We start from the raw sequence: 20,505 nt of genomic DNA on the forward strand, positions 1-20,505 counted from the left end.
ACGCGCCGCGCCGCCTGCCGCACACTCCGGCCGAAGGACCCCCGGGGGTCAGGACTCCGGGAGGCCGGCGCGGAACACCGTGCCCGGCCCGCTCACCTCGATGGGGCCGCCGCGGTGCTCGGCGAAGGCGGCCCGGCCCCGGGTCAGCTCCGCCGTCTCGCCGTCGCGGCGCAGCTCGACGCGGCCCTCGGTGCACAGGAGCAGCTGCGGGCCGCCCGCGGGCAGCACCGCGCCGTCGGCGGCGTCGACCCGGGACAGCCGGAACTCCGGCGCGGGCGTGAGGTAGACCTCCTCGCCGGCCCTACGGACCGGGTCCAGGACGTCCGGCCGCCCCGGCTCGAACGAGGCGATCTTCAGGAGCTCCGGGACGTCGACGTGCTTGGGCGTCAGGCCGGCGCGCAGCACGTTGTCCGAGCCGGCCATGAGCTCCACGGCCGTCCCGGAGAGGTAGGCGTGCGGCACGCGCGGCGGGACGTACACCGCCTGGCCGGGCGCGAGACGGACCTCGTTGAGCAGCATCGCGAGGATGACGCCCATGTCGCCGGGGTAGCGCTCGGCGAGCGTGGCGTACGGCTCGCCGGCGACGGCGGCGGCCTCGGGGACGACCCGGTCCGGGTCCGGCCAGGTGAGCACCGCGCGTACGGCCGCGCGCACGTCGCCCGCCGCGAGCAGGTCGGCGACGGGACGCAGCGCCGGGACCTTGCCGAGCAGGCCGGCGCTCTCGCCGGGGTCGCGCAGCCCGCACAGCGCGTGCACGTCGGTCAGCGCGCACAGCAGCTCCGGTTTGGGCCAGTCGTCCTTGTAGTTGCGCGCCGGGTCGCCGGGCGGGGTCTGCTCGGCGGCGTACCCGCGCTCGGCCTGCTCCCGGTCCGGGTGGACCTGCAGGGACAGCGGGGCGTCGATCGCCAGGACCTTCAGCAGGAACGGCAGCCGGGGCCCGAAGCGGGCGAGCGCGGCGGAGCCGAGCGCGCCCTCCGGGTCGGCCGCGATGTGCTCGTCCAGGGACGGGCCGGCGGGCAGGCGCGACGGCGCGGCCGGGTGCGCGCCGATCCACAGCTCGGCCTGCGGCCGTTCGGTGGGCGACGGCCGGCCGAGGAGGTCGGCGAGCACGGTGTGCGAGCCCCAGGCGTACTCCTGGACGGGGTTCTCCAGCAGGTACATCGTCAGACGAGCTCCGGGTCGTGGGCGAGGGCGGCGGCGCCGAGCAGTCCGGCCTCCGCGCCGAGTTCTGAGGGGACCACGGCGACGCGCCGGACGAAGGCGAGGCCGGCGTAGTCGCCCATCGCGCGGACGAGCGGAGGCTCCAGCACGTCCCAGGAACGGGACACGCCGCCGCCGATGACGACGCGGTCGAGGTCGCACAGCGCGGCGGCCGACGCGATCCCGGCGGCCAGGCCCCGGCAGGCGCGCTCGAACGCCGCGACCGCCACCGGGTGCCCCGTGCGGGCGTCGGCCGCGAGGGCGGCGCCGTCGGGGGCCGGATGCGTCCAGCCGTTGCCGAGGGCCCAGCGCACCATCGCGGGGCCGGAGGTCAGGGTCTCGACACAGCCCCGTGATCCGCAGGGGCACGGCTCGCCGTTCAGGTCGACCACGGTGTGCCCGACGTGCCCGGCGTTGCCGGTCGGCCCGGCGTACACCCGCCCGTCGAGGATCAGTCCGCCGCCGACGCCGGTCGAGACGACCATCCCCAGCATGGCCCGGCTGCCGCGGCCCGCGCCGTGGCGGTACTCCGCGACCGCGCCGGCGACCGCGTCGTTCGCCAGCGTCACGGGCGGCCCGCCGAGCAGGGCGGCGAGCCGGTCGCGGACGGGGAACTCCCGCCAGGACCGGATGTTCACCGGGCTCACGGTGCCCGCGACGGCGTCCAGCGGCCCGGCACTGCCGATGCCCGCCGCCGTGACGGTCTCCTCCCCCAGGGCCTCGCCGACGACGGCGGCCAGGGCGGCCCACACCGTCTCGGTGTCACCGCGCGGGGTCGGGCGGACGACGTGCCCGCGCAACCGGCCGTCCGGCTCGACGAGCGCGGCGGCGAGCTTGGTGCCGCCGATGTCGACGGCGAGGACGGCGGATCCGGGCGGTCCGTCCGGGACCGCCCCTGTCGTGTCGGGGGCCGTCGCGGGGACGACGCCGGTCATGTTCGCAGCTCCAGCACGCGCACACCATACGGCCCGAGCGTGATCTCTTCATCTCCGGCACCGCCGTTGCCCGCGATGAGGGGGCGAACGGTGAGCTCGGCGTCCGCCTGACCGACGAGCACGGCGAACCGCGTTCCGTCCGGCCGGACCAGGACGTCGGCCGACACGCGCGGGTCCTCGACCCGTACGGGCCGCCGCGCGCCGGCCAGGTCCGCCAGCGCGTCGTAGATCCGGTACGTCGGCTCGGGGTTCACCCGTGGGGTGACGGCGGCCATGTGCTCCAGCGGGTACGTGCACAGCACGATCCATCCGTCGCCGCAGCGCCGGCGCAGCAGGGCGGGCCGGTCGTGGCCGTCCACCGCGACGACCTCCGCCGTCGTCGGCCGGACCGGCAGGTAGGCGCGGCTGTGCTCGGTCCCGCCGGCGCGGAACGCCAGGGTGGCGCCGCCCTTGAGCGGGGCCAGGTCGGCGGTGAGGGTGAGCTCGACCACGTCGTCCTCGATCGGGTCGTTCAGGCCGTACGCCAGCCGGTGCTCGACGCCGAACATGGCGTTCATGTGGGAGTACCACGGGCCGCGCTGCCGGCCGTGCGGGCCCGCCGAGTACGAGACGTACACGACCGCGCCGCCGCGCGCCAGCTCTTCGAGGCGGCGCCAGCCGGGCGCGGTGAGCTGCTTGGCCGACGGCACGAGGTAGAGGCGCGCGTCGCCGGCGATGCCGTCGTACTCCCGCGTCAGGCCGGGCGCCAGGTCGGCGGCGCGGGCGGCGATGTACGCCTGCCGGAGGGTGTCGAAGACGTACGTCCGGTCGCCGGGCTCGGTGAACGGGAAGGCGCCCTCCAGGACCTCCGGCACCACGATGGCGGTGTCGGTGTCCGCCCGCGCGCAGGACGTCAGGTCGAGCCGGGCGAGCGTGGCGGCGAAGTCCCGCATCTCCCGCAGGACCGGCTTCGGCGTGCCGTCGGCGGTGGTCAGGCCGAAGTGCAGCTCGAAGGGGTGGTGGCGGTACGGCGGCTGGTCGGGCAGGTCGAAGTCGGTGTTGTTCCACGCGATCCAGCCGGTGGCCCCGGCGAGGAGGCTGTTGTAGAGGACCTGCCGGTAGTAGTGCGCGGCGTTGTCGTCGGCGACGAAGTCGGAGGAGCAGCCGAACTCCTCGAGCACGACCGGCCGCCCGAACGCCCCCGCCAGCTCGCAGACGAACGCCGCGCCGTAGTGCTGGCGGACCGGGTCGTTCTCCATCCGGTAGACGTGCGGGCCCACGAAGTCGGTGAGCGCGGCGAGCGCGCGGACGGAGAACCCGTTGTCGGCGCCCGTGACCTCGACGCCCCAGGCGCCGTCGCCGATGGAGACCGGCTCCCGCGCGCCGCCGGCGCGGACGGCCTGCACCATGAGCTGTGCCCAGCTGGTCACCTGGTCGGCCGGGGCGGTCCCGCCGTAGATGGGCATCTCGTTGGTGATCAGCCAGCCGGCGATCGCGGGGTGGCCGGCGAACCACCGGGTCAGCTGCTCGGCGAACCACGCCTGCCGGGCCACCATCCACACGTCCGTGTACAGGTCCCGGCCCTGCCGCCAGGCCGGGTCCCAGTTCTCGCCCGACATGTGGCCGACGATGAAGGTCGGAATCGTGCGCATCCCGCGCTCGGCGTGCGCCTCCAGGAAGTCGGCGTACCGCTCCACGAGGGCCGCGTCGAGGCGGTCCGGCTCGGGCATGAAGTCGGGCCAGTAGAAGAACGACCGGGTGACGTTCAGGCCGTGGTCGGCCAGCACCCGCAGTTCGTCGCGGACGACCTCGGGGTCGTACGACCGCCACATGAGCGGCCCGCCGGTACGGGACCAGTAGTTCGCGCCGAGCCACGCCGGGCCGGGCAGCTTGCGGAAGTCGCGTCGCATCGAGGATGCCTCCAGCTCGAGTCGGCGGTCAGGACTTGACGGCGCCCGCGGTGAGCCCGTGGACGAGGAACCGCTGCAGGGCGAGGAACCCGACCACCACCGGCAGGCTGATGACCAGCGAGGCGGCCATCACCTGGTTCCAGTAGACGTTCGCCTGGGTGGCGTACCCGCGCAGGCCGACGGCGAGCGTCCGGGTGGAGTCGTCGGTCAGCACGGAGGCGAACAGCACCTCTCCCCAGGCCGTCATGAACGCGTAGATCGCCACCGCGACCACGCCCGGCGCGGCCACCGGCAGGACCACCCGCAGGAGCGTCCGCAGCGGGCCGGCGCCGTCGACGCGCGCCGCCTCGTCGAGCTCGCGCGGGATCGTGTCGAAGTACCCCGCGATGAGCCAGATGGAGAACGGCAGCGCGAACGTCAGGTACGTGATGGTCAGGCCGGTGCGGCTGCCGTACAGCCGGATTCCGGTGTACTTTTCGACGTTGACGAAGATCAGGAACAGCGGCAGCAGGAACAGGATGCCGGGGAACATCTGGGTCGACAGCACGGTGGTCAGGAAGGTGCCGCGCCCGGCGAAGCGGTACCGGCTGACGGCGTACCCGGCGAGGATCGCGATCGCCACCGACAGGACGGTCGCCGAGACCGAGACGACGAGGCTGTTCACGAAGTAGCGGCCGAGCGGCACCGTGCGCCACATGTCGACGAACGGCCGGAACGTCACGTGCGTCGGCAGCCAGGTGAAGCGGCCCTGCACGTCCTTCAGCGGCTTGATCGACGAGACCGCCATGACGTACAGCGGCAGCACGGTGAACAGCGCGAACAGGCCGAGGACGACCGGCCGCGCCCAGCGCAGCGTACGTGACTCACGCATGGCGGCTCCTCAGCCGTCCGACGCCGAGGTACCCCAGCGTGACCACCATCAGGAACGCCAGGAGCAGGACGGACATCGCCGAGCCGAGCCCGAAGTTCCAGGTGATGAAGGACGCGTTGTAGATGTGGATCGAGATCATGTCGGCGGCCGCGGGCGGCTGGTCGAACAGGATGTACGCGACGTTGAAGTCGTTGAACGTCCACAGGAACAGCACGAGCAGCAGGACCCGGTTGACCGGCCGCAGCAGCGGCAGCGTCACCCGCCGGAAGACGCCGAACGAACCGGCGCCGTCGATGGCCGCCGCCTCGTACAGGTCGCCGGGGATGCCCTGCAGCCCCGCCGTGACGGTGAGGAACGCGAACGGCCACATCCGCCAGACCGCGATGATCACCACGGCGGCGAAGCCGCGGTCGCCGAGCAGCCAGAACGGATGGCCGTGCGTCACCTTCAGCTCGTCCGCCAGCAGGGCGTTCACCATGCCGGTGTCCCGCTGGAACATGAACCGCCAGGTGATGACGGCGGTGAACACCGGCAGCGCGTACGGGATGAGGAACAGCGTCCGCAGCGCCCCCCGGCCGGGGAAGGGCCGCTGCAGGAGCACGGCGGCGACCGTCCCGAACAGCCACGAGCAGCCGACGACCACCGCCGTGATCGCCAGCGTGACGAGGAAGGACTGCAGCAGGTCCTTGCCGACGGGGCCGTGCGCGTTGACCGCGATCCGGTAGTTGGACAGCCCCCCGTACGGCGCCTGCGTCCAGTTGCGGATGAAGAACTGGGTGAGGTGCAGCAGGCTCATCCACGCCCCGACCAGCATCGGGATGATGTGGATGGCCAGCTCGGCGACGAGGGCGGGCAGCAGCAGGACGTACGGCAGCGCCTTGACGCGGCGCCGGGGCCGGGGCGAGGGGCGCCCGGGAGTGCGGGCGGGCGCACTCCCGGGGGCCGTGACGGTTCGTGCCACCGGTCAGCCGCCCGCCTGCATCTTCTTGTTCGCGTCGGTGAGCTTGGCGCGGATCGTCGCCTCGTCGACGGGACGGCCCGCGGCGGCGTCGGCGAGCAGGCCCTTGACGGTGTTGCCGACGAGGGTCTCGAACTGGGCCTCCTGCGGGATCATCGGCAGGGTCTCGGCCTCGTCGGCCAGCACCGCGCGGAACGTGCGGGTCGCGGGCGTCTGGAACCTCGGGTCGTCGTACGCCTGCGGGACCACCGGCAGGCTCCCCCACGCCGCGTTGAGGATCTTCTGCTCCTCCGGGCTGGTCAGGAACTCGACGAACTTCAGCGCGCCGTCCTTGTTGCCGGAGTTCTTGAACACTCCGACGTTGATGCCCGCGACGTGGCTGGCGACCCGGCGCCCGCCCGGCGGGAGCGGATCGGGCAGCGGGATCGGCGTGACGCCGTAGTCGGAGTCCTTCATGCCGTTCTCGCGCAGCCCGGCGGTGGCGAAGCTCTGGATCATCATCATGGCGAACCGGCCGCGCGCGAAGTCCCCGAGGATCTGGTCGTTGTTGAGGTACTCCGCGTCGGCCGGGTCGACCACCTTGTCGGCGCCCAGCAGGTCGACGTACTGCCGGACGCCGGCCACCATCGCCGGCGAGTCGAAGCCGGGCTGCCCGCCCTGGAACAGCCGGGCGCCGTGCTGCGCGCCGAACATGAACGCGAAGTGCGCGGCCTCGGTGTAGCTCGCGCCCTCGATCCCGACGCCGTACCGCTTCTTCGCCGGGTCGGTGAGCTTCTTCGCGTCGGTGACGAGGTCCTCCCACGTCCGCGGCGGCTGCCTGAGTCCCGCGTCGGCGAAGAGCCTCTTGTTGTAGAACAGGCCGTACGCCAATCCGTACAGCGGGACGAACCCGGGCGGTTTCCCGGCGGCCCCCGTCGACGTGAGCGTGGAGGGGATGAAGCGGCCCCGGCCGCCGACCTTGGCGATGGTCGCGTCGTCGAACGGCTGGAACGCCCCGGTCGCCTGCAGCGAGGCGGACCAGGTGTTGCCGATGTTGAGGACGTCGGGGCCCTTGCCGCTGGACGTCGCGGCGAGGATGCGGTTGAGCAGGTCGGGCCAGCCGATCACCTCGAGCTTGACCTTGATCCCGGTCCGCTGCTCGAACTTCTTCAGCTCCGGGCCGAGCACCTGCTGGTCCTGCTGGATGGAGCGGCCCTGGTTGCTGGCCCAGTAGGTCAGCGTCTTCGGGGACGACTTGTCACCGCCGCCGCCACCGCAGCCGGCGCCGGCCATGACCATGAGGGCGCCCGTGACGAGCGCCGTGATTCGGCGTGCCTTCACCTGTGAACTCCCATCGGCCGTCAGGAGAGGCATCCGGTCGAGCGCTGACCGGCCGGCGACCGGGTACGGCCCGGCCACCGGTGATTCTCCGGCGACTGTGGAAATCCGTCGTAACGATAGGAACACTGAACCGGTTTAGCGTCAACCGCCCCAATCCGAAACGGGGCCCGTGCTGCCCCGCGGGGTCAGGACCGGCGCCGCGTGGCACCCGTCGTCGACCGGCCGCCCGGCGACCAGGTCGAGCAGGCGGCGCGCCACCTCCGCGCCGTAGCAGGAGATGTCGAGCCCGACGGCGGTCAGCGGCGGGTGGACCAGCCGGCAGAGCGCCGAGTCGTCCCAGGCGACGATGGACAGCCGGCCGGGCACCGGCACCCCCATCTCGGCGGCGACCGCCAGCCCGGCCAGGGCCATCACGTCGTTGTCGTAGACGATCGCGGTGGGCGGCGAGGGCGCGGCGAGCAGCCGGCGCGTGGCGCGCGCCCCCTCCTCCCCCGTGTAGTCCGTCGCCACCTCGGCCGTCGTCACCCCCAGCGCGCCGGCCGCGGCCTGGAACGCGGCGCCGCGCGCGACCGTGTGCCGCAGCTCCGGCGGCCCCGCGACCCGGGCGATCCGCCGGTGGCCGAGCGCCGCGAGGTACTCCAGCGTGGACCGTACGGCCGCGGTCTCGTCGTTCCAGAGGCCGGGCAGCCCGCCGAGGCCCTCCGGGCCCCCGACCACGATCGCGGGCATTCCCAGCTCGGCCAGCAGCCCGGCCCGCTCGTCCTCCAGCCGCAGGTCGACGACGAACACCCCGTCCACGCGGCGCTCGGCCCACCACCGGCGGTAGGTGGCCATCTGCGCCCGGCCGTCCTCGGCCATGTGCAGCAGGAGCGCGACGTCGCGCGCCGCCAGCTCGCTCTCGATGCCGGCGATGAGCTGCACGAAGAACGGCTCGATCCCCAGCGTCCGCGCAGGCCGGTCCACCACCAGGCCGAGCACTCCCGCGCGGCCGCCGGACAGCGCGCGGGCCGCGCGGCTCGGCTGCCATCCCATCTCCCGGGCGATGCCGAGGATGCGGTCCCGCGTCGCCGCGGAGACGCCGGGCCGGTCGTTCAGGGCGAACGAGACGGTGCTCTTGGCGACCCCCGCCCGGCGCGCGATGTCGGCGATCGTCGGACGCTTCATCTCCACCTCTTGCAAAACCGGTTTTGCTGCTCACGATGAAGATAACCGAAAGAACATTGACAACGCTTTGACAAGCGGTTTAACGTGCTGTCGCCGATGGCATCCGGTCGAGCGCAGACCACCCCGATCCTCCAAGAGTCCCACCACGAACCGCGATCGACGCGGTCACCGATCGCGGTGGAGTCGACACCGACGACACCCCCGGGACCACGCCCCCATCCCACACCCCCCGTGATCACGTTTCCGCAGGTCACAGGCGATATCCCCCTCCCGCAGGGGCAATCTGGAGGTGTAGTATCCAGATCGTGCGGATGAGTGAAGGGGTCGAGTGGGCGCTCCACTGCTGCCTGACCCTGGGGTGGCTCGGAGGCGATCGGCCTGTGTCAACGGCGAAGCTGGCCGCGACCTTCGAACTGCCGTCCGCCTACCTGAACAAGCACCTGCAGGCACTGGCCCGCGCGGGGATCCTGGCCTCCAGCCCGGGTGCCCGCGGCGGGTTCCGGCTCGGCCGGCCCGCCGAGAAGATCACTCTCCTCGATGTCGTCATGGCGATCGAAGGGCGCGAATGGGCGTTCCGGTGTACCGAGATCCGACAGCGAGGAGCCGGAGCCGACAGAGATCCGCAGGACTTCGCGCGGCAGTGTGCGATCACCACCGGAATACGCAAGGCCGAGATGGCGTGGCGCCGTGAGCTGGCCTCACAGACACTCGCCGACATGATGGCCAGGGCACCCGCCGCGGCCGTCGAGAGAACCCGGCAGTGGTACGCGGTGTGACCGGCGTTCCTCGACCGTCCTTCTTCGAGTGGAGCAGATCTCCCGTGTTGAACCTCAGCCCCTCACAGCCGGGCCGCCGGGACAGGGTGATCGTGGCATTCGCGGCCGCCTTCATCCTGACACTCCTCACCGTCGACCTCGCCACGTCGTTCCGTGTCCGGCTGAGCGACATCCTCTTCGTGGAGGCCGTCGTCGCGACCTGGTTCTCCGGGCCGAGGGCCGCCGGCATCAACTGGACCCTCGCCGCGGCGGCCTGCGCTGTGATCACGTTGACGAAGGGCGTCCTGACCCACCTGACGGAGCTGACCGCACTGATCATGGTGGCCGTCTTCACCACGGCCATGTGCTACGTGCGCGACCGCCGTCTCCGGGAGCTGAACCAGGTCAAGACGATCGCCGAGGTCGCGCAACGGGCCGTGCTGCGCCCTCTCCCGCGACAGGTGGGCCCACTGCGGCTGTCCTCGCTGTATCTCGCCGCTGAGGACGAGGCGCAGATCGGCGGTGACCTGTACGCGGTCACGAGGGCCCACGGGAAGACGCGCCTCATCATCGGGGACGTCCGGGGCAAGGGACTGGCCGCCGTCGGCGACGCCGCGGCTCTCATCGGCGCCTTCCGCGGGGCGGCCGCGCAGCGGGACGGTCTCTCCGAGCTCGCGGACTTCCTGGAAGGAAGCGTTCGCTCGCAGCAGGCCGAACCCGCGGACCCGAGGACCCTCGGGGAGACCTTCATCACCGCCGTGCTCGTCGAGATCCCCGACGACGATCCCGTCCTCCGGTTGGTCGCCTTCGGGCACCCTCCACCGCTGCGCCTGCACGAGAAAGCGGTCTCGGCGCTCGAGGTCAGCGAGCCCGCGCCGCCCCTCGGCCTGGGTGAACTCATGGATTCCGGCTACCGGGTCGAGACATTCGCCTTTGAAACCGGCGACGTCCTCCTGCTCCATACCGATGGCGTCATCGAGGCCCGCGATTCATCGGGAGGCTTCTTTCCCCTCAACGAACGCATCACCGGCTGGATCGAGGATCGTCCCGCCGCGCTCATCGACCACCTCCACGCGGACCTCCTCGCCTACGTCGGCGGACGCCTCACCGACGACGCGGCCATCCTCGCCATCGAACGCACCGGTCGACGGACCACCGCGGACCTCGGTGACCAGGTGCGGCGGCCCAGCCCCTCCTCGCCGGCCCCATGACCGGACGGCCCGCCGGGCCGACGGCGCCCGGCGCCGGTGCCCGGCTCGTGGCACCCTGGGGGCATGCGTGTGCGGTGCGTCGGCGCGATCGTCCATGACGCCGAGGGGCGTCTCCTGCTCATCCGCCGCGGGCATCCACCCGACGAGGGCAGGTGGTCGATCCCGGGCGGCCGGGTCGAGGCGGGCGAGAGCGACGCCGACGCCGTCGTCCGCGAGGTCGCCGAGGAGACGGGGCTACGCGTCCTCCCCGGGCCGCTGGTCGGCTCCGTCGACCGCGCCGGCCCCGGCGGGGCCGTCTACGACATCCGCGACTACCGGGCCACCGTCGACGGCGGCGTCCTGCGCGCCGGCGACGACGCGGGCGACGCCCGCTGGGTGAACGCCGACGAACTGGCCGCCCTGCCGACCACGACCGGCCTGATCGAGACCCTCACCTCCTGGGGCGTCCTTCCCACCACCGGATGACCCCGCCGGAGCTCCCGGCGTCCTCCGCCGGCCCGTCGCGGGAGAACGGCCGGGGCGTCGGCGGGGATTCCGGCGGATTCAGCGGGCCGCTGCGCCGTGATGTTCCTGGAGGCTGCGAATGCCGACGCCGTCCACGCGCCACGAGGCGACCGCCACGGCGAACGCCTCGGCCGCCGCGAGCGTCGTCAGGTACGGGATCCGGGCCCGCCGGGCCGCGTCGCGCAGCCGTCGCTGCTCCGGCATGAGGGTCGCCGCGTGGTTCTCCGGGACGTCCACGACGATGCGGACCCCGTCCTCCCCGGCCGCCGGCGGCCCATCCGCCTCCTCGACCACCGGCAGGGCCAGGGCCCGTGCCGCCTCCGGCGGCGCGGTGACCGCGAAGCCCAGGTCGGCGAACCGGCGGGCGACGGCGCGCGCCTCGTCCGCCAGGGCCGGCGGGAACGCCAGGTAGACGCGGCCGTCGGCCGGGATGGCGGCGCCTGCCGCGATCTGGCTCTTGGCGTACGCCGTCCCGAACGAGCCGTCGACGCCCATGACCTCACCGGTGGAGCGCATCTCGGGGCCGAGGACGTCCGCGGCCTCCGGGAGCCGGTCGAAGGGCAGCACGGCCTCCTTCACGCAGTGCGCACCGCGTGCGGGTGGCCGCAGCAGCCCCTCGTCACGCAGCCCGGCGAGCGTCGCGCCGGTCAGCACCCGTGCCGCCAGCCGGGCCAGCGGCACGCCGGTCGCCTTGGACGCGAACGGAACGGTGCGGCTGGCACGGGGATTGGCCTCGATCACGTACACACGGTCGCCGTCCACCGCGTACTGGACGTTCAACGGCCCGCACACGCCGAGCGCGTCCGCGATGGCCCGGGTGTGCCGTTCGATGACGGCCACGACGTCGCCGGACAGCGTCATCGGCGGGATCGCGCAGGCACTGTCGCCCGAGTGCACGCCGGCGGGCTCGATGTGCTCCATGACGGCGCCGATCAGTACCTCGCCGTCCGCGTCGCGCACCGCGTCGACGTCCACTTCGACCGCACCGGCGAGGAACCGGTCGATGAGGACGGGCCACTGGCGGGCCAGGTCGTGGTCCCGGCGCAGATCGGCCAGGGCGCACCGCAGCTCACCGGCGTCATGCACGACGCGCATCGCACGGCCGGACAGCACATAGCTCGGCCGGAACAGCACCGGGTACCCGAGCCGGTCGGCGACCGCGAAGGCCTCCTCCTCGTCGCCGGCGGTGCCGCCGGCGGGCTGGTCGATGCCCAGCCGGGCGCACAGGGCGTTCCAGCGCTCGCGGTCCTCGGCGAGGTCGATGGCGTCCGGGTCGGTGCCGAGGACGAGATCGGACGGCAGCCGGTCCGCCAGCTTCAACGGCGTCTGCCCGCCGAACGTCACGATCACGCCGACGGGCTCCTCGGCGTCCAGGACGTTCTGGATGTCCTCGGCGGTCAGCGGCTCGAAGTACAGCCGGTCGCTGGTGTCGTAGTCGGTGGAGACGGTCTCGGGGTTGCAGTTGACCATGACGGTCTCGAAGCCGGCCTCCCGCAGGGCGCCGCTGGCCTGCACACAGCAGTAGTCGAACTCCACACCCTGCCCGATCCGGTTCGGTCCCGAGCCCAGGATCACCACGCGGGGCTTGTCGCCGCGCCGTACCTCGTCGGTGTCCTCCCAGGTCGAGTAGTAGTACGGGGTGTGCGCCTCGAACTCGGCGGCGCACGTGTCGACGGTCTTGAACGTGGCCCGCACGCCGGCGGCCAGCCGCGCCCGCCGTACTTCCTCCTCGGGACGGTTCAGCAGGTAGGCGATCTGGGCGTCGGCGAAACCGAGGCGCTTGGCCCGCCGCCAGTCCACGTCCTCGATACCGCCGTCGGCGATCCGTACGCGCTCGGCGGAGATCATGGCGATCTGGTCGAGGAACCACGGGTCGACGGCGCTCGCCCCGTGGATCCGGTCCAGGTCGATGCCGCGGCGGACGGCCGCCTCCAGCCGGAAGATCCGGTCGGGCGTGGCGCGGGACAGGCCGTCGAGCAGCTCCTCGTCGGTGCCGCCGTCGTGGTCGGCCTCGGCCGGGTCGGCGTTCAGGCCGAGGCGGCCGTTGTCGAGCGAGCGCAGGCCTTTCTGCAGCGACTCGGGGAAGGTGCGCCCGATCGCCATCGCCTCGCCCACCGAGCGCATCCTCGTACCGAGCGTGTCGGCGACGCCGGAGAACTTCTCAAAGCCCCAGCGCGGCACCTTGGTCACGACGTAGTCGATCGTCGGCTCGAACGCCGCCGGCGTCTCCCGCGTGATGTCGTTGCGGATCTCGTCCAGCGTGTACCCGACCGCCAGCAGTGTGGCGATCTTCGCGATCGGGAAGCCGGTGGCCTTCGAAGCGAGCGCGCTGGAGCGGGACACGCGCGGATTCATCTCGATCACCACCATCCGCCCGGTCCGCGGATCGATCGCGAACTGGATGTTCGACCCGCCGGTCTCGACGCCGATCCGGCGGATGCACGCGAAGGCGGCGTCCCGCATCCGCTGGTACTCCACGTCGGACAGCGTCTGCGCGGGCGCCACCGTGATCGAGTCGCCCGTGTGCACGCCGACCGGGTCGAGGTTCTCGATCGAGCAGATGACCACGCAGTTGTCGGCGCGGTCGCGCATCACCTCCAGCTCGTACTCCTTCCAGCCGGCGATCGACTCCTCGATGAGGATCTCGCCGGCCGGGCTGGCCGCGATGCCCTCCTCGGCCAGCCGCGCGAGCGCGTCGGCGTCGTCGGCGATGCCGGTGCCGGCGCCGCCGAGGATGTACGACGGCCGCACCATCACCGGGTAGCCGATCCGCTCGCCGACCGCGAGCGCCTCGTCGACACCGTGCGCGAAGCCGGAGGCGGGCACTTCCAAGCCGATCTCGGTCATCGCCTTCTTGAACAGCTCCCGGGTCTCGGCGGTCCGGATCGCGTCGGCGTTCGCGCCGATCATCTCCACGCCGTACCGGTCGAGCACACCGTCGCGGTGCAGCTCGGTGGCGAGGTTGAGGGCCGTCTGGCCGCCGAGCGTGGCCAGCACCGCGTCCGGCCGCTCACGCTCGATGATGGCGGTCAGGAACTCGGCGGTGAGCGGCTCCAGGTACGTGCGATCGGCGAACTCCGGGTCGGTCATGATGGTCGCGGGGTTGGAGTTGGCCAGGATCACGCGGTAGCCGTCCTCGCGCAGCGCACGGCACGCCTGCGCGCCGGAGTAGTCGAACTCGCACGCCTGACCGATCACGATCGGCCCCGAGCCGATCACGAGGATGCTGGAAAGGTCGTCTCTGCGGGGCATCACACACGCTCCATCAGCCGGTGGAACTCCTCGAACAGGTACCGGGCGTCGTGCGGGCCGGGCCCGGCCTCGGGGTGGTACTGCACGGAGAAGGCGGGCACGTCGCGGCAGGCGATGCCCTCGATCACGCCGTCGTTGAGGTTCACGTGCGTGACGTCGGCGGCGGGCACGCTGCCCTCGGCGACCGCGAAGTTGTGGTTCTGGCTGGTGATCTCGACCGTGCCGGTGGCCAGGCGCCGTACCGGGTGGTTGCCGCCGTGGTGGCCGAACCGCAGCTTGTACGTACGGCCGCCGAGGGCACGGGCCAGGAGCTGGTGGCCCAGGCAGATGCCGAAGACCGGCACCATGCCGAGCAGGGGGCGCAGGTCGAGACCGACGGTCTCCGGGTCGCCGGGGCCGTTGGACAGGAACACCCCGTCCGGCCGGCGCGCCAGCACCTCCTCGGCGGGCGTCGTGGCCGGGACCACCTCGACCGTCGCGATCTCGCCGAGCTGACGCAGGATGTTCCGCTTGATGCCGAGGTCGTAGGCGACGACCCGCAGCGGGCCGTCGCCCCGCGTGTACGGGGCGCGCGCGGTGACCTCCGCGACCAGGTCGACACCGTCCGTGCCGGGCTCCGCCTTGGCCGCCGCCAGCAGCGCGTCCTCCTCCGATGCCGGGCCGAACGCGCCGCAGATGGAGCCGGCGTCCCGCAGATGCCGGGTGAGACGCCGCGTGTCGATCCCGGTCAGCACCGGGGTGCCGTGCCGCGCCAGCCAGCCCGGCAGGCTCTCGGTGGCGCGCCGGTTGCTCGGCCGTTCGGTGAGCGAGCGGGCGATCACGCCGCGGCAGCGCGGCCGGTCGCTCTCGTCGTCCTCGGGGGTGACGCCGTAGTTGCCGATGTGCGGATAGGTGAAACAGACGATCTGTCCGGCGTACGACGGATCGGTGATCACTTCCTGGTAGCCGCTCAGGACGGTGTTGAAGACGACCTCCCCGGTGGCGATGTCGCTGGAGTGGACTTCGCCCGGGAAGACCGTGCCGTCGGCCAGCACCAGCAGGCCGTCCATGGTTCCTCCTCTTCTAATGATCATTAATGGGCGGGCGCGAGCCGCCGGTCCAGGAACTGCGCGAGCCGCCCGACCGCCTCCTCGATCTCGGCGACCGGCGGCAGGGTGACCATGCGGAAGTGGTCGTGACGCGGCCAGCCGAGCCCGGTGCCCTGCACGACCAGCACCTTCTCCCGTTCCAGCAGTTCGTAGGCGAACCGCTCGTCGTCGGTGATCCGGTGGACGCGGGGGTCCAGCCGGGGGAAGACGTAGAAGGCGCCCTGCGGCTTCACGCAGGACACGCCGGGGAGTTCGGTGAGCAGCTTCCAGCACCGCTCCCGTTGCTCGTGCAGCCGCCCGCCGGGCGCGGTCAGCGCCTTGGTCGCCTGCCGTCCGCGCAGCGCCACCGGCACGACGTGCTGCGCGACGACGTTCGGGCACAGCCGCATGGTGGCCAGCGTCTCCAGGGCCGCCGCGTAGTCCGCGGCCGCGCCGCGCGGCCCGGAGATCGCCATCCAGCCGCAGCGGAACCCGGGTACCAGGTACCGCTTGGACAGGCCACCGAACGTCAGGCAGACCAGGTCCGGGGCGAGCGAGGCCGCCGGGACGCACGGAACGTCGTCGTAGCGGATCTCGTCGTAGATCTCGTCGGCCATCAGCACCAGGCCGCTGTCACCGGCGAGCGTGGCGATCTGCTCCAGCACCTCGCGCGGCCACACGGCACCCGTCGGGTTGTTCGGATTGATCACCACGATGGCGCGGGTACGATCCGTGATCTTCGCCTTGAGGTCGGAGAGGTCGGGCAGCCAGTCCGCCCGCTCGTCGCACAGGTAGTGCACCGGCCGGCCGCCCGCGAGGGCGGTCGAGGCCGTCCACAGCGGATAGTCGGGGGCCGGGATCAGCACCTCGTCGCCCGGATCGAGCAGGGCGTGCAGTGCCATGGACACCAGCTCGGACACGCCGTTGCCCAGGAAGACGTCGTCGGCGCGCAGCCCGTGCAGGCCCTTGGCCGCGTAGTCGGCGACCACCGCCTCCCGCGCCGCCCACAGCCCCTGCGCGTCGCTGTAGGCGGTGGAGCGGGTCACGGCGGCCCGGGCGGCCTCGACCACCTCCTCCGGGGCCTCGATCCCGAAGGCCGCCGGGTCGCCGATGTTCAGCTTGATGACCGTCTCGCCGGCCCGCTCGAGGTCTTTGGCGAGCCGCAGAAGCGGTCCCCGGATCTCGTAAGAGATCTGGGACATCTTTTCCGACCGGAGGGTCTCCACCGGTTCTCACCTTTCTCGTCTCGTCTCGTGTCATGTCGTTCCATGAGGCGTCACCGGCCGGTCGCCGGCGGGCACGGGGACGTCGCCCGCGTACGGTCCGCACGCGGGCAGGAGTCACCCGCGCACCGCCTCGGCGCACGCGGCGGGTGGTGCGCGGAAGACCGCGCGATTCGGAGTCCTCCCGGCGGTCAGCGGGCGGCGCGGGCGGTCTCCCGCTCCTGCGCCGCTTCGCGTGCCGGGCGTGGGATGGTCAGTGCGATCGCGGTGGCCAGCGCGTACGTCACCCCGGCGATGATCATTGAGATGCGGATGCCGGAGCTGTGGCCGCCCGATCCGCCGGCGACGAACGAGCCGAGCAGGGCGATGCCGATCGCGCCGCCGACCTGGCGGGCGGCGTTGAGAGTGCCGGAGGCGATGCCGGTGCGCTCGGACGGTGCGCCCTCGACGACGGCGGCCGTGGCGGCGGGCATGGTGAAGGAGATCCCGAAGCCGGTGGCCACCATCGGTACCACCAGGGCCCAGTACGGCACGGACCTGGTGATGATCGTGAGGGCGAAGAACCCGGCCGCTCCGACCGCCATGCCGACGATCATCGGTGTCCGCGAGCCGCTGCGGCCGGTGACCCGGCCACCCAGCCACGACCCGAGTGCGATGACGCCGGTCTGTGGCAGCAGCGCCAGGCCGGTCAGCAGCGCCGAGTCGCCGCGTGTCTGCTGGAAGTACAGGGTGAGCACGAACAGCTGGCCGTAGAAGCCGAGGTTCATCAGGCAGCCGATCGCGGTCGCCGCCGACAGTTCGCGGCTCCGGAACAGCGACAGCGGCACCATCGGGGCGGCGACGCGCGACTCGGCCAGGAGGAACGCCACGGCGGCCGCGACGAAGACCGCGAACCCCGTCAACGCGACCGGGCCGGTCCAGCCGGACCGGCCGGCCTCCACCATCGCGACGGTGATCGCCAGCAACGCGACCATCCCGGTGACCTGCCCTGACACGTCGAGGCGCTCGCCACCGCGGCCCTCACGCCCGACGTGGACCCAGCGCGCCGCCAGCAGCATCCCGACGATGCCGACCGGCACGTTCACGAAGAAGATCCACCGCCAGCCCAGGCCGTAGGCGAGGATGCCCCCGAACAGCGGGCCGGACCCGGAGGCGAACCCGCCGACCATGGCCCAGATGCCGATGGCACGGGCGCGGGCGCCGCGGTCGTCGTAGCCGGCCTGCAGCAGCGCCAGCGACGACGGCACCAGCAGCGCCGCGCCCAGCCCCTGCACCACACGGGCCGCGATCAGCAGGCCCACGCTGGGGGCGAACCCGCAGGCCGCCGAGGCGACGATGAAGAGGGCGAGACCCGACTGGAACACACGCTTCCCGCCCATCCGGTCGCCCAGCCAGCCGGCCGACAGCAGCAGGCCGGCGAAGACGACCGTGTAGCCGTCCACGACCCACTGCAGGCCGGCCACCGAAGCGCCGAACTCCTTGCCGAGCTTCGGCAACGCGATGTTGACGATCGTCGCGTCGACGATGACCATGAACCAGCCGAAGCAGATGGCGATCAGCGGGCGTCTGTCGAAGTCCATCTCGCCTCCCCGTCGTCTCGTGCCTACGTTCGAGCGGTGCCGGTGGGAGAGTCCCCAACGGACGGCCCGCCCAACATGAGCCGCAGCAGCGCCATCCGCAGCGTCACGCCGTTCGCGGCCTGCTGGAAGTAGGCGTTGTACGGCGTGTCGTCCACGTCGGCGGGCAGCTCCTCCTTGCGTGGCAGCGGATGCAGGACCGCGAGGGTGTCCTTGGCGACCGCCTCCAGCAGCTCGCGCCCGAGCGGCAGCTCACCCGCCGCGGGGCGGGGCACCGCGTCCTCCGGCAGCTCGGCCAGCACGGTCGGCGAGGAGTAGACCACGTCCGCCTCCGGCAGGACGCCGATGAGGTCGTCGTGGAACGTGATCGTCCGGCCCGCTCCCTCGACCTCGGCCCGCAGCAGCGGATCGATGTCCATGCCGCGGGCCGCGACGCACCGCACCTGGCAGTCGTACTTGCGCAGGCCGCGCAGCAGCGACCGGGTGCAGCGCATCCGCAGGTCGTTGACGAAGACGATGGTCAGCCCGTCGATGCGGCCGAACCGCTGCCGGATCGTGTACAGGTCGACCATCGCCTGCGTCGGGTGCTCGCCGGTGCCGTCGCCGGCGTTGATGATGAGCGCCCCGTCGATCGCCTCCGCCGCCCGGGCCGGCTCGCCGGTGACCGGGTGGCGGGTGACGATGACGTCGCCGTACAGGGCCAGCATCCGGAAGACGTCCACCGACGACTCCTGTGTCCTACCCGAGGCCCGCGTCACCGCGGCGTCGGCGAACCCGGAGACGCTTCCGCCGAGCCGCAGCATCGCGGTCTCGTGCGCGAGCCGGGTGCGCGTGCTCTTGTCGAAGAACGCCGACATGAGGATCCTGCCCTCCAGATCGCGGCGGACCTCGCCCTTGGCCAGTTCCCGGCCGACCTCGTCGGTCGCGTCGAACAGGAACTCCAGGTCGTCGCGGTCGAACTGGTTCAGCGACAGGACATGCCGTCCGGCGAACGCGTTCATCTCATCCCGCCTCGACGATCTTGGCGGTCCAGGTGCGGGCGTCGACCATCGCGTAGCCGGGTGCCACGGGCAGCCGGACGCTGTCGGCGAGGTCCTCGATGCCGGTGATCGCCAGCATCAGCCGGTCGAGCAGGAGGCCCTGTGACATGGGCGGTGCGCCGGGCACGATCGGGCAGGTCTGCTCGTCGATCAGCCACCTGCGCTGCATCTCCGGGCCGGGGTAGCCGGGGGTCTCGGGGATGAGCCGGCTCATCAGGTGCTCGGCGGTCTCGGCGTTCATCTCCGCGTCCTCCGGCAGTCCGGTGAACTCCTCCACCGGCATGGAGTCGCGTGTCCACTTCCACAGGAAGGTCCGGTTCCCGAAGACGTAGCCGGTGATCATGAATTGCACCGACGAGGACGCGCGGAACGCGCGGTGCAGCGCGTACCGCGCCTTGAACTCGTACGGCTCGATCTCGTCGAGGATGTAGTCACAGCCCTCGACGAACTCGGCGGCGGACTCGTCCGTGATGCCCTCGGGGAACACCTCGATCGCGACGTCCGGCGTCATCTCATGGACGTACTCGGCGACCACCTCCGCCTTGTTCCGGCCGATGGTCCGCACGCCCGCGCCGAGCTGCCGGTTGATGTTGGAGTACTCGAAGGTGTCCATGTCGGCGACGCGCAGGTTCAGCACGCCCAGCCGGGCCAGCCGCTCGACCATCGAGCCGCCGATGCCGCCTGAGCCCGCGACGCCGACGACGGAGTCGCGCAGCATGAGCTGGCGCTTTCGGGCCTCTTCGTCGGTGTCTCCAAGCCAGCCGAGATTGCGCTTGACGCGCTCCCAGTAGATCGTGTCGTCGTACTCGCTCGGGTACTTCGTTCTGCCTTTCTCGTGCATGGTTCATCCCAGGTCAGATGTGTACGGGCAGGCCGATCAACTGTCCCTCGTGATCGACAGAATCGGGATAACCATGGAGGATTGACTTAAACATGAACTCCTCCCGATAAATCGAGTCACGATGGCCAGGGGTGTTTTCGGACAACGCCTTTCCGGGTCTGCGTGATTCACGCGCGATGGCGAACGCCGGGCGGGTGCGGCCAGGTCACCGCCGCGCCCCGAAGTTCGCCCTGGCCGGCCGAATCGGCCTGCGCGACCCGGCCGGCCGGGGCACCGTCTGGGCCGTCAGGCCCGGCGCAGGAACGACCGGGCCTCCACGAGGATGCACTCGGTGCTCCGCGCGTGGTCGAGGTTGGCCTTCGCGTCCGGATCCTCGGCCAGCGCGGAGCGATACTCCTCATACGCGGCCAGGCTCTCGAACTCGATGAGCGCCAGCGCCTTGTTGTTGGCCCCCTCCTTGGGCAGGAAATAGCCGATGAGGCGGCCGCCGCAGCGCTCGATGATGGGCGGCCAGCGGCGCGCGTACTCCTCAAAGGCGTCCAGCCGGTGCGGATCGATCGTGTAGTCGATGCAACACGTGATCACAACGGTTCACCTCCCGAGTCCTGCGTTCGTTCTGCCGAGGCACGGTCGTGCCCCATCATCCGCGGCCGGAATCCACTTCCTTGTTATGGGCCACCAAAAAGCTGCGGGAAAAT

At 71.9% G+C, this 20,505-nt stretch carries 17 protein-coding genes; 3 read left to right on the forward strand and 14 right to left on the reverse strand.

Features of this window, described 5'->3' with window-relative positions; genetic code table 11:
* Window positions 1-48: 48 nt before the first annotated feature.
* From manA to NE234_RS36190, 7 genes are all read right to left on the reverse strand, one after another.
* Complete coding sequence (gene manA / locus NE234_RS36160; protein WP_252785455.1) at window positions 49-1,161, reverse strand: mannose-6-phosphate isomerase, class I; 1,113 nt, start codon at window positions 1,159-1,161, stop codon at window positions 49-51.
* A 2-nt stretch (window positions 1,162-1,163) separates the two neighbouring features.
* A complete protein-coding gene (locus NE234_RS36165; protein WP_252785456.1) occupies window positions 1,164-2,135 on the reverse strand; it encodes an ROK family protein in 972 nt (323 codons plus the stop codon).
* On the reverse strand, window positions 2,132-4,024 hold the full coding sequence (locus NE234_RS36170; protein ID WP_252785457.1) for a cellulase family glycosylhydrolase: 1,893 nt from the start codon (window positions 4,022-4,024) through the stop codon (window positions 2,132-2,134). The genes NE234_RS36165 and NE234_RS36170 overlap by 4 nt, the downstream gene beginning before the upstream one ends.
* 28 nt (window positions 4,025-4,052) lie before the next feature.
* On the reverse strand, window positions 4,053-4,895 hold the full coding sequence (locus tag NE234_RS36175) for a carbohydrate ABC transporter permease (protein WP_252785458.1): 843 nt from the start codon (window positions 4,893-4,895) through the stop codon (window positions 4,053-4,055).
* Window positions 4,888-5,856 (reverse strand): carbohydrate ABC transporter permease, encoded by a 969-nt coding sequence (locus NE234_RS36180; protein ID WP_252785459.1) that lies wholly within the window; start codon window positions 5,854-5,856, stop codon window positions 4,888-4,890. Before NE234_RS36180 ends, NE234_RS36175 begins: the two co-directional genes overlap by 8 nt.
* 3 nt (window positions 5,857-5,859) lie before the next feature.
* Window positions 5,860-7,173, reverse strand: a complete 1,314-nt coding sequence (locus NE234_RS36185; RefSeq protein WP_252785460.1) for an ABC transporter substrate-binding protein — start codon at window positions 7,171-7,173, stop codon at window positions 5,860-5,862.
* 141 nt (window positions 7,174-7,314) lie between these two features.
* Complete coding sequence (locus NE234_RS36190) at window positions 7,315-8,337, reverse strand: LacI family DNA-binding transcriptional regulator (protein WP_252785461.1); 1,023 nt, start codon at window positions 8,335-8,337, stop codon at window positions 7,315-7,317.
* Window positions 8,338-8,648: 311 nt separating this feature from the next.
* On the opposite strand from NE234_RS36190, the gene NE234_RS36195 reads away from it, so the two are divergent.
* The 3 genes from NE234_RS36195 to NE234_RS36205 all read left to right on the forward strand — a co-directional run bounded on the left by NE234_RS36195 (window position 8,649) and on the right by NE234_RS36205 (window position 10,768).
* Complete coding sequence (locus NE234_RS36195; protein ID WP_252785602.1) at window positions 8,649-9,113, forward strand: RrF2 family transcriptional regulator; 465 nt, start codon at window positions 8,649-8,651, stop codon at window positions 9,111-9,113.
* Window positions 9,114-9,205: 92 nt separating this feature from the next.
* A complete protein-coding gene (locus NE234_RS36200) occupies window positions 9,206-10,303 on the forward strand; it encodes a PP2C family protein-serine/threonine phosphatase (RefSeq protein WP_252785462.1) in 1,098 nt (365 codons plus the stop codon).
* A gap of 63 nt (window positions 10,304-10,366) precedes the next feature.
* Complete coding sequence (locus NE234_RS36205) at window positions 10,367-10,768, forward strand: NUDIX hydrolase (protein ID WP_252785463.1); 402 nt, start codon at window positions 10,367-10,369, stop codon at window positions 10,766-10,768.
* 78 nt (window positions 10,769-10,846) lie between these two features.
* On the opposite strand, the gene carB is transcribed toward NE234_RS36205, so the two are convergent.
* The 7 genes from carB to NE234_RS36240 form a co-directional block, all read right to left on the reverse strand.
* Window positions 10,847-14,059 (reverse strand): carbamoyl-phosphate synthase large subunit, encoded by a 3,213-nt coding sequence (carB, locus tag NE234_RS36210; RefSeq protein ID WP_252785464.1) that lies wholly within the window; start codon window positions 14,057-14,059, stop codon window positions 10,847-10,849.
* Window positions 14,059-15,108, reverse strand: a complete 1,050-nt coding sequence (carA, locus tag NE234_RS36215; RefSeq protein ID WP_252785465.1) for a glutamine-hydrolyzing carbamoyl-phosphate synthase small subunit — start codon at window positions 15,106-15,108, stop codon at window positions 14,059-14,061. Before carA ends, carB begins: the two co-directional genes overlap by 1 nt.
* Window positions 15,109-15,131: 23 nt before the next feature.
* A complete protein-coding gene (locus NE234_RS36220) occupies window positions 15,132-16,328 on the reverse strand; it encodes a pyridoxal phosphate-dependent aminotransferase (RefSeq protein WP_252785466.1) in 1,197 nt (398 codons plus the stop codon).
* 212 nt (window positions 16,329-16,540) lie between these two features.
* Window positions 16,541-17,929 (reverse strand): MFS transporter, encoded by a 1,389-nt coding sequence (locus NE234_RS36225; protein ID WP_252785467.1) that lies wholly within the window; start codon window positions 17,927-17,929, stop codon window positions 16,541-16,543.
* 23 nt (window positions 17,930-17,952) lie between these two features.
* Complete coding sequence (locus tag NE234_RS36230) at window positions 17,953-18,927, reverse strand: aspartate/ornithine carbamoyltransferase family protein (RefSeq protein ID WP_252785468.1); 975 nt, start codon at window positions 18,925-18,927, stop codon at window positions 17,953-17,955.
* 1 nt (window position 18,928) lies between these two features.
* Window positions 18,929-19,807 (reverse strand): ThiF family adenylyltransferase, encoded by an 879-nt coding sequence (locus tag NE234_RS36235; protein WP_252785469.1) that lies wholly within the window; start codon window positions 19,805-19,807, stop codon window positions 18,929-18,931.
* A gap of 285 nt (window positions 19,808-20,092) precedes the next feature.
* On the reverse strand, window positions 20,093-20,392 hold the full coding sequence (locus NE234_RS36240; RefSeq protein ID WP_252785470.1) for an NIPSNAP family protein: 300 nt from the start codon (window positions 20,390-20,392) through the stop codon (window positions 20,093-20,095).
* Window positions 20,393-20,505 lie beyond the last annotated feature (113 nt).

The sequence above is a fragment of the Actinoallomurus rhizosphaericola genome, from assembly GCF_024055675.1.
Lineage (GTDB): Bacteria > Actinomycetota > Actinomycetes > Streptosporangiales > Streptosporangiaceae > Actinoallomurus > Actinoallomurus soli.

Coding starts and splice junctions, on each gene's coding strand:
- manA (WP_252785455.1), bottom strand. CDS start 1,161: ATGTACCTGCTGGAGAACCCCGTCCAGGAGTACGCCTGGGGCTCGCAC.
- NE234_RS36165 (WP_252785456.1), bottom strand. CDS start 2,135: ATGACCGGCGTCGTCCCCGCGACGGCCCCCGACACGACAGGGGCGGTC.
- NE234_RS36170 (WP_252785457.1), bottom strand. CDS start 4,024: ATGCGACGCGACTTCCGCAAGCTGCCCGGCCCGGCGTGGCTCGGCGCG.
- NE234_RS36175 (WP_252785458.1), bottom strand. CDS start 4,895: ATGCGTGAGTCACGTACGCTGCGCTGGGCGCGGCCGGTCGTCCTCGGC.
- NE234_RS36190 (WP_252785461.1), bottom strand. CDS start 8,337: ATGAAGCGTCCGACGATCGCCGACATCGCGCGCCGGGCGGGGGTCGCC.
- NE234_RS36195 (WP_252785602.1), top strand. CDS start 8,649: ATGAGTGAAGGGGTCGAGTGGGCGCTCCACTGCTGCCTGACCCTGGGG.
- NE234_RS36205 (WP_252785463.1), top strand. CDS start 10,367: ATGCGTGTGCGGTGCGTCGGCGCGATCGTCCATGACGCCGAGGGGCGT.
- carB (WP_252785464.1), bottom strand. CDS start 14,059: ATGCCCCGCAGAGACGACCTTTCCAGCATCCTCGTGATCGGCTCGGGG.
- carA (WP_252785465.1), bottom strand. CDS start 15,108: ATGGACGGCCTGCTGGTGCTGGCCGACGGCACGGTCTTCCCGGGCGAA.
- NE234_RS36220 (WP_252785466.1), bottom strand. CDS start 16,328: ATGTCCCAGATCTCTTACGAGATCCGGGGACCGCTTCTGCGGCTCGCC.
- NE234_RS36225 (WP_252785467.1), bottom strand. CDS start 17,929: ATGGACTTCGACAGACGCCCGCTGATCGCCATCTGCTTCGGCTGGTTC.
- NE234_RS36230 (WP_252785468.1), bottom strand. CDS start 18,927: ATGAACGCGTTCGCCGGACGGCATGTCCTGTCGCTGAACCAGTTCGAC.
- NE234_RS36235 (WP_252785469.1), bottom strand. CDS start 19,807: ATGCACGAGAAAGGCAGAACGAAGTACCCGAGCGAGTACGACGACACG.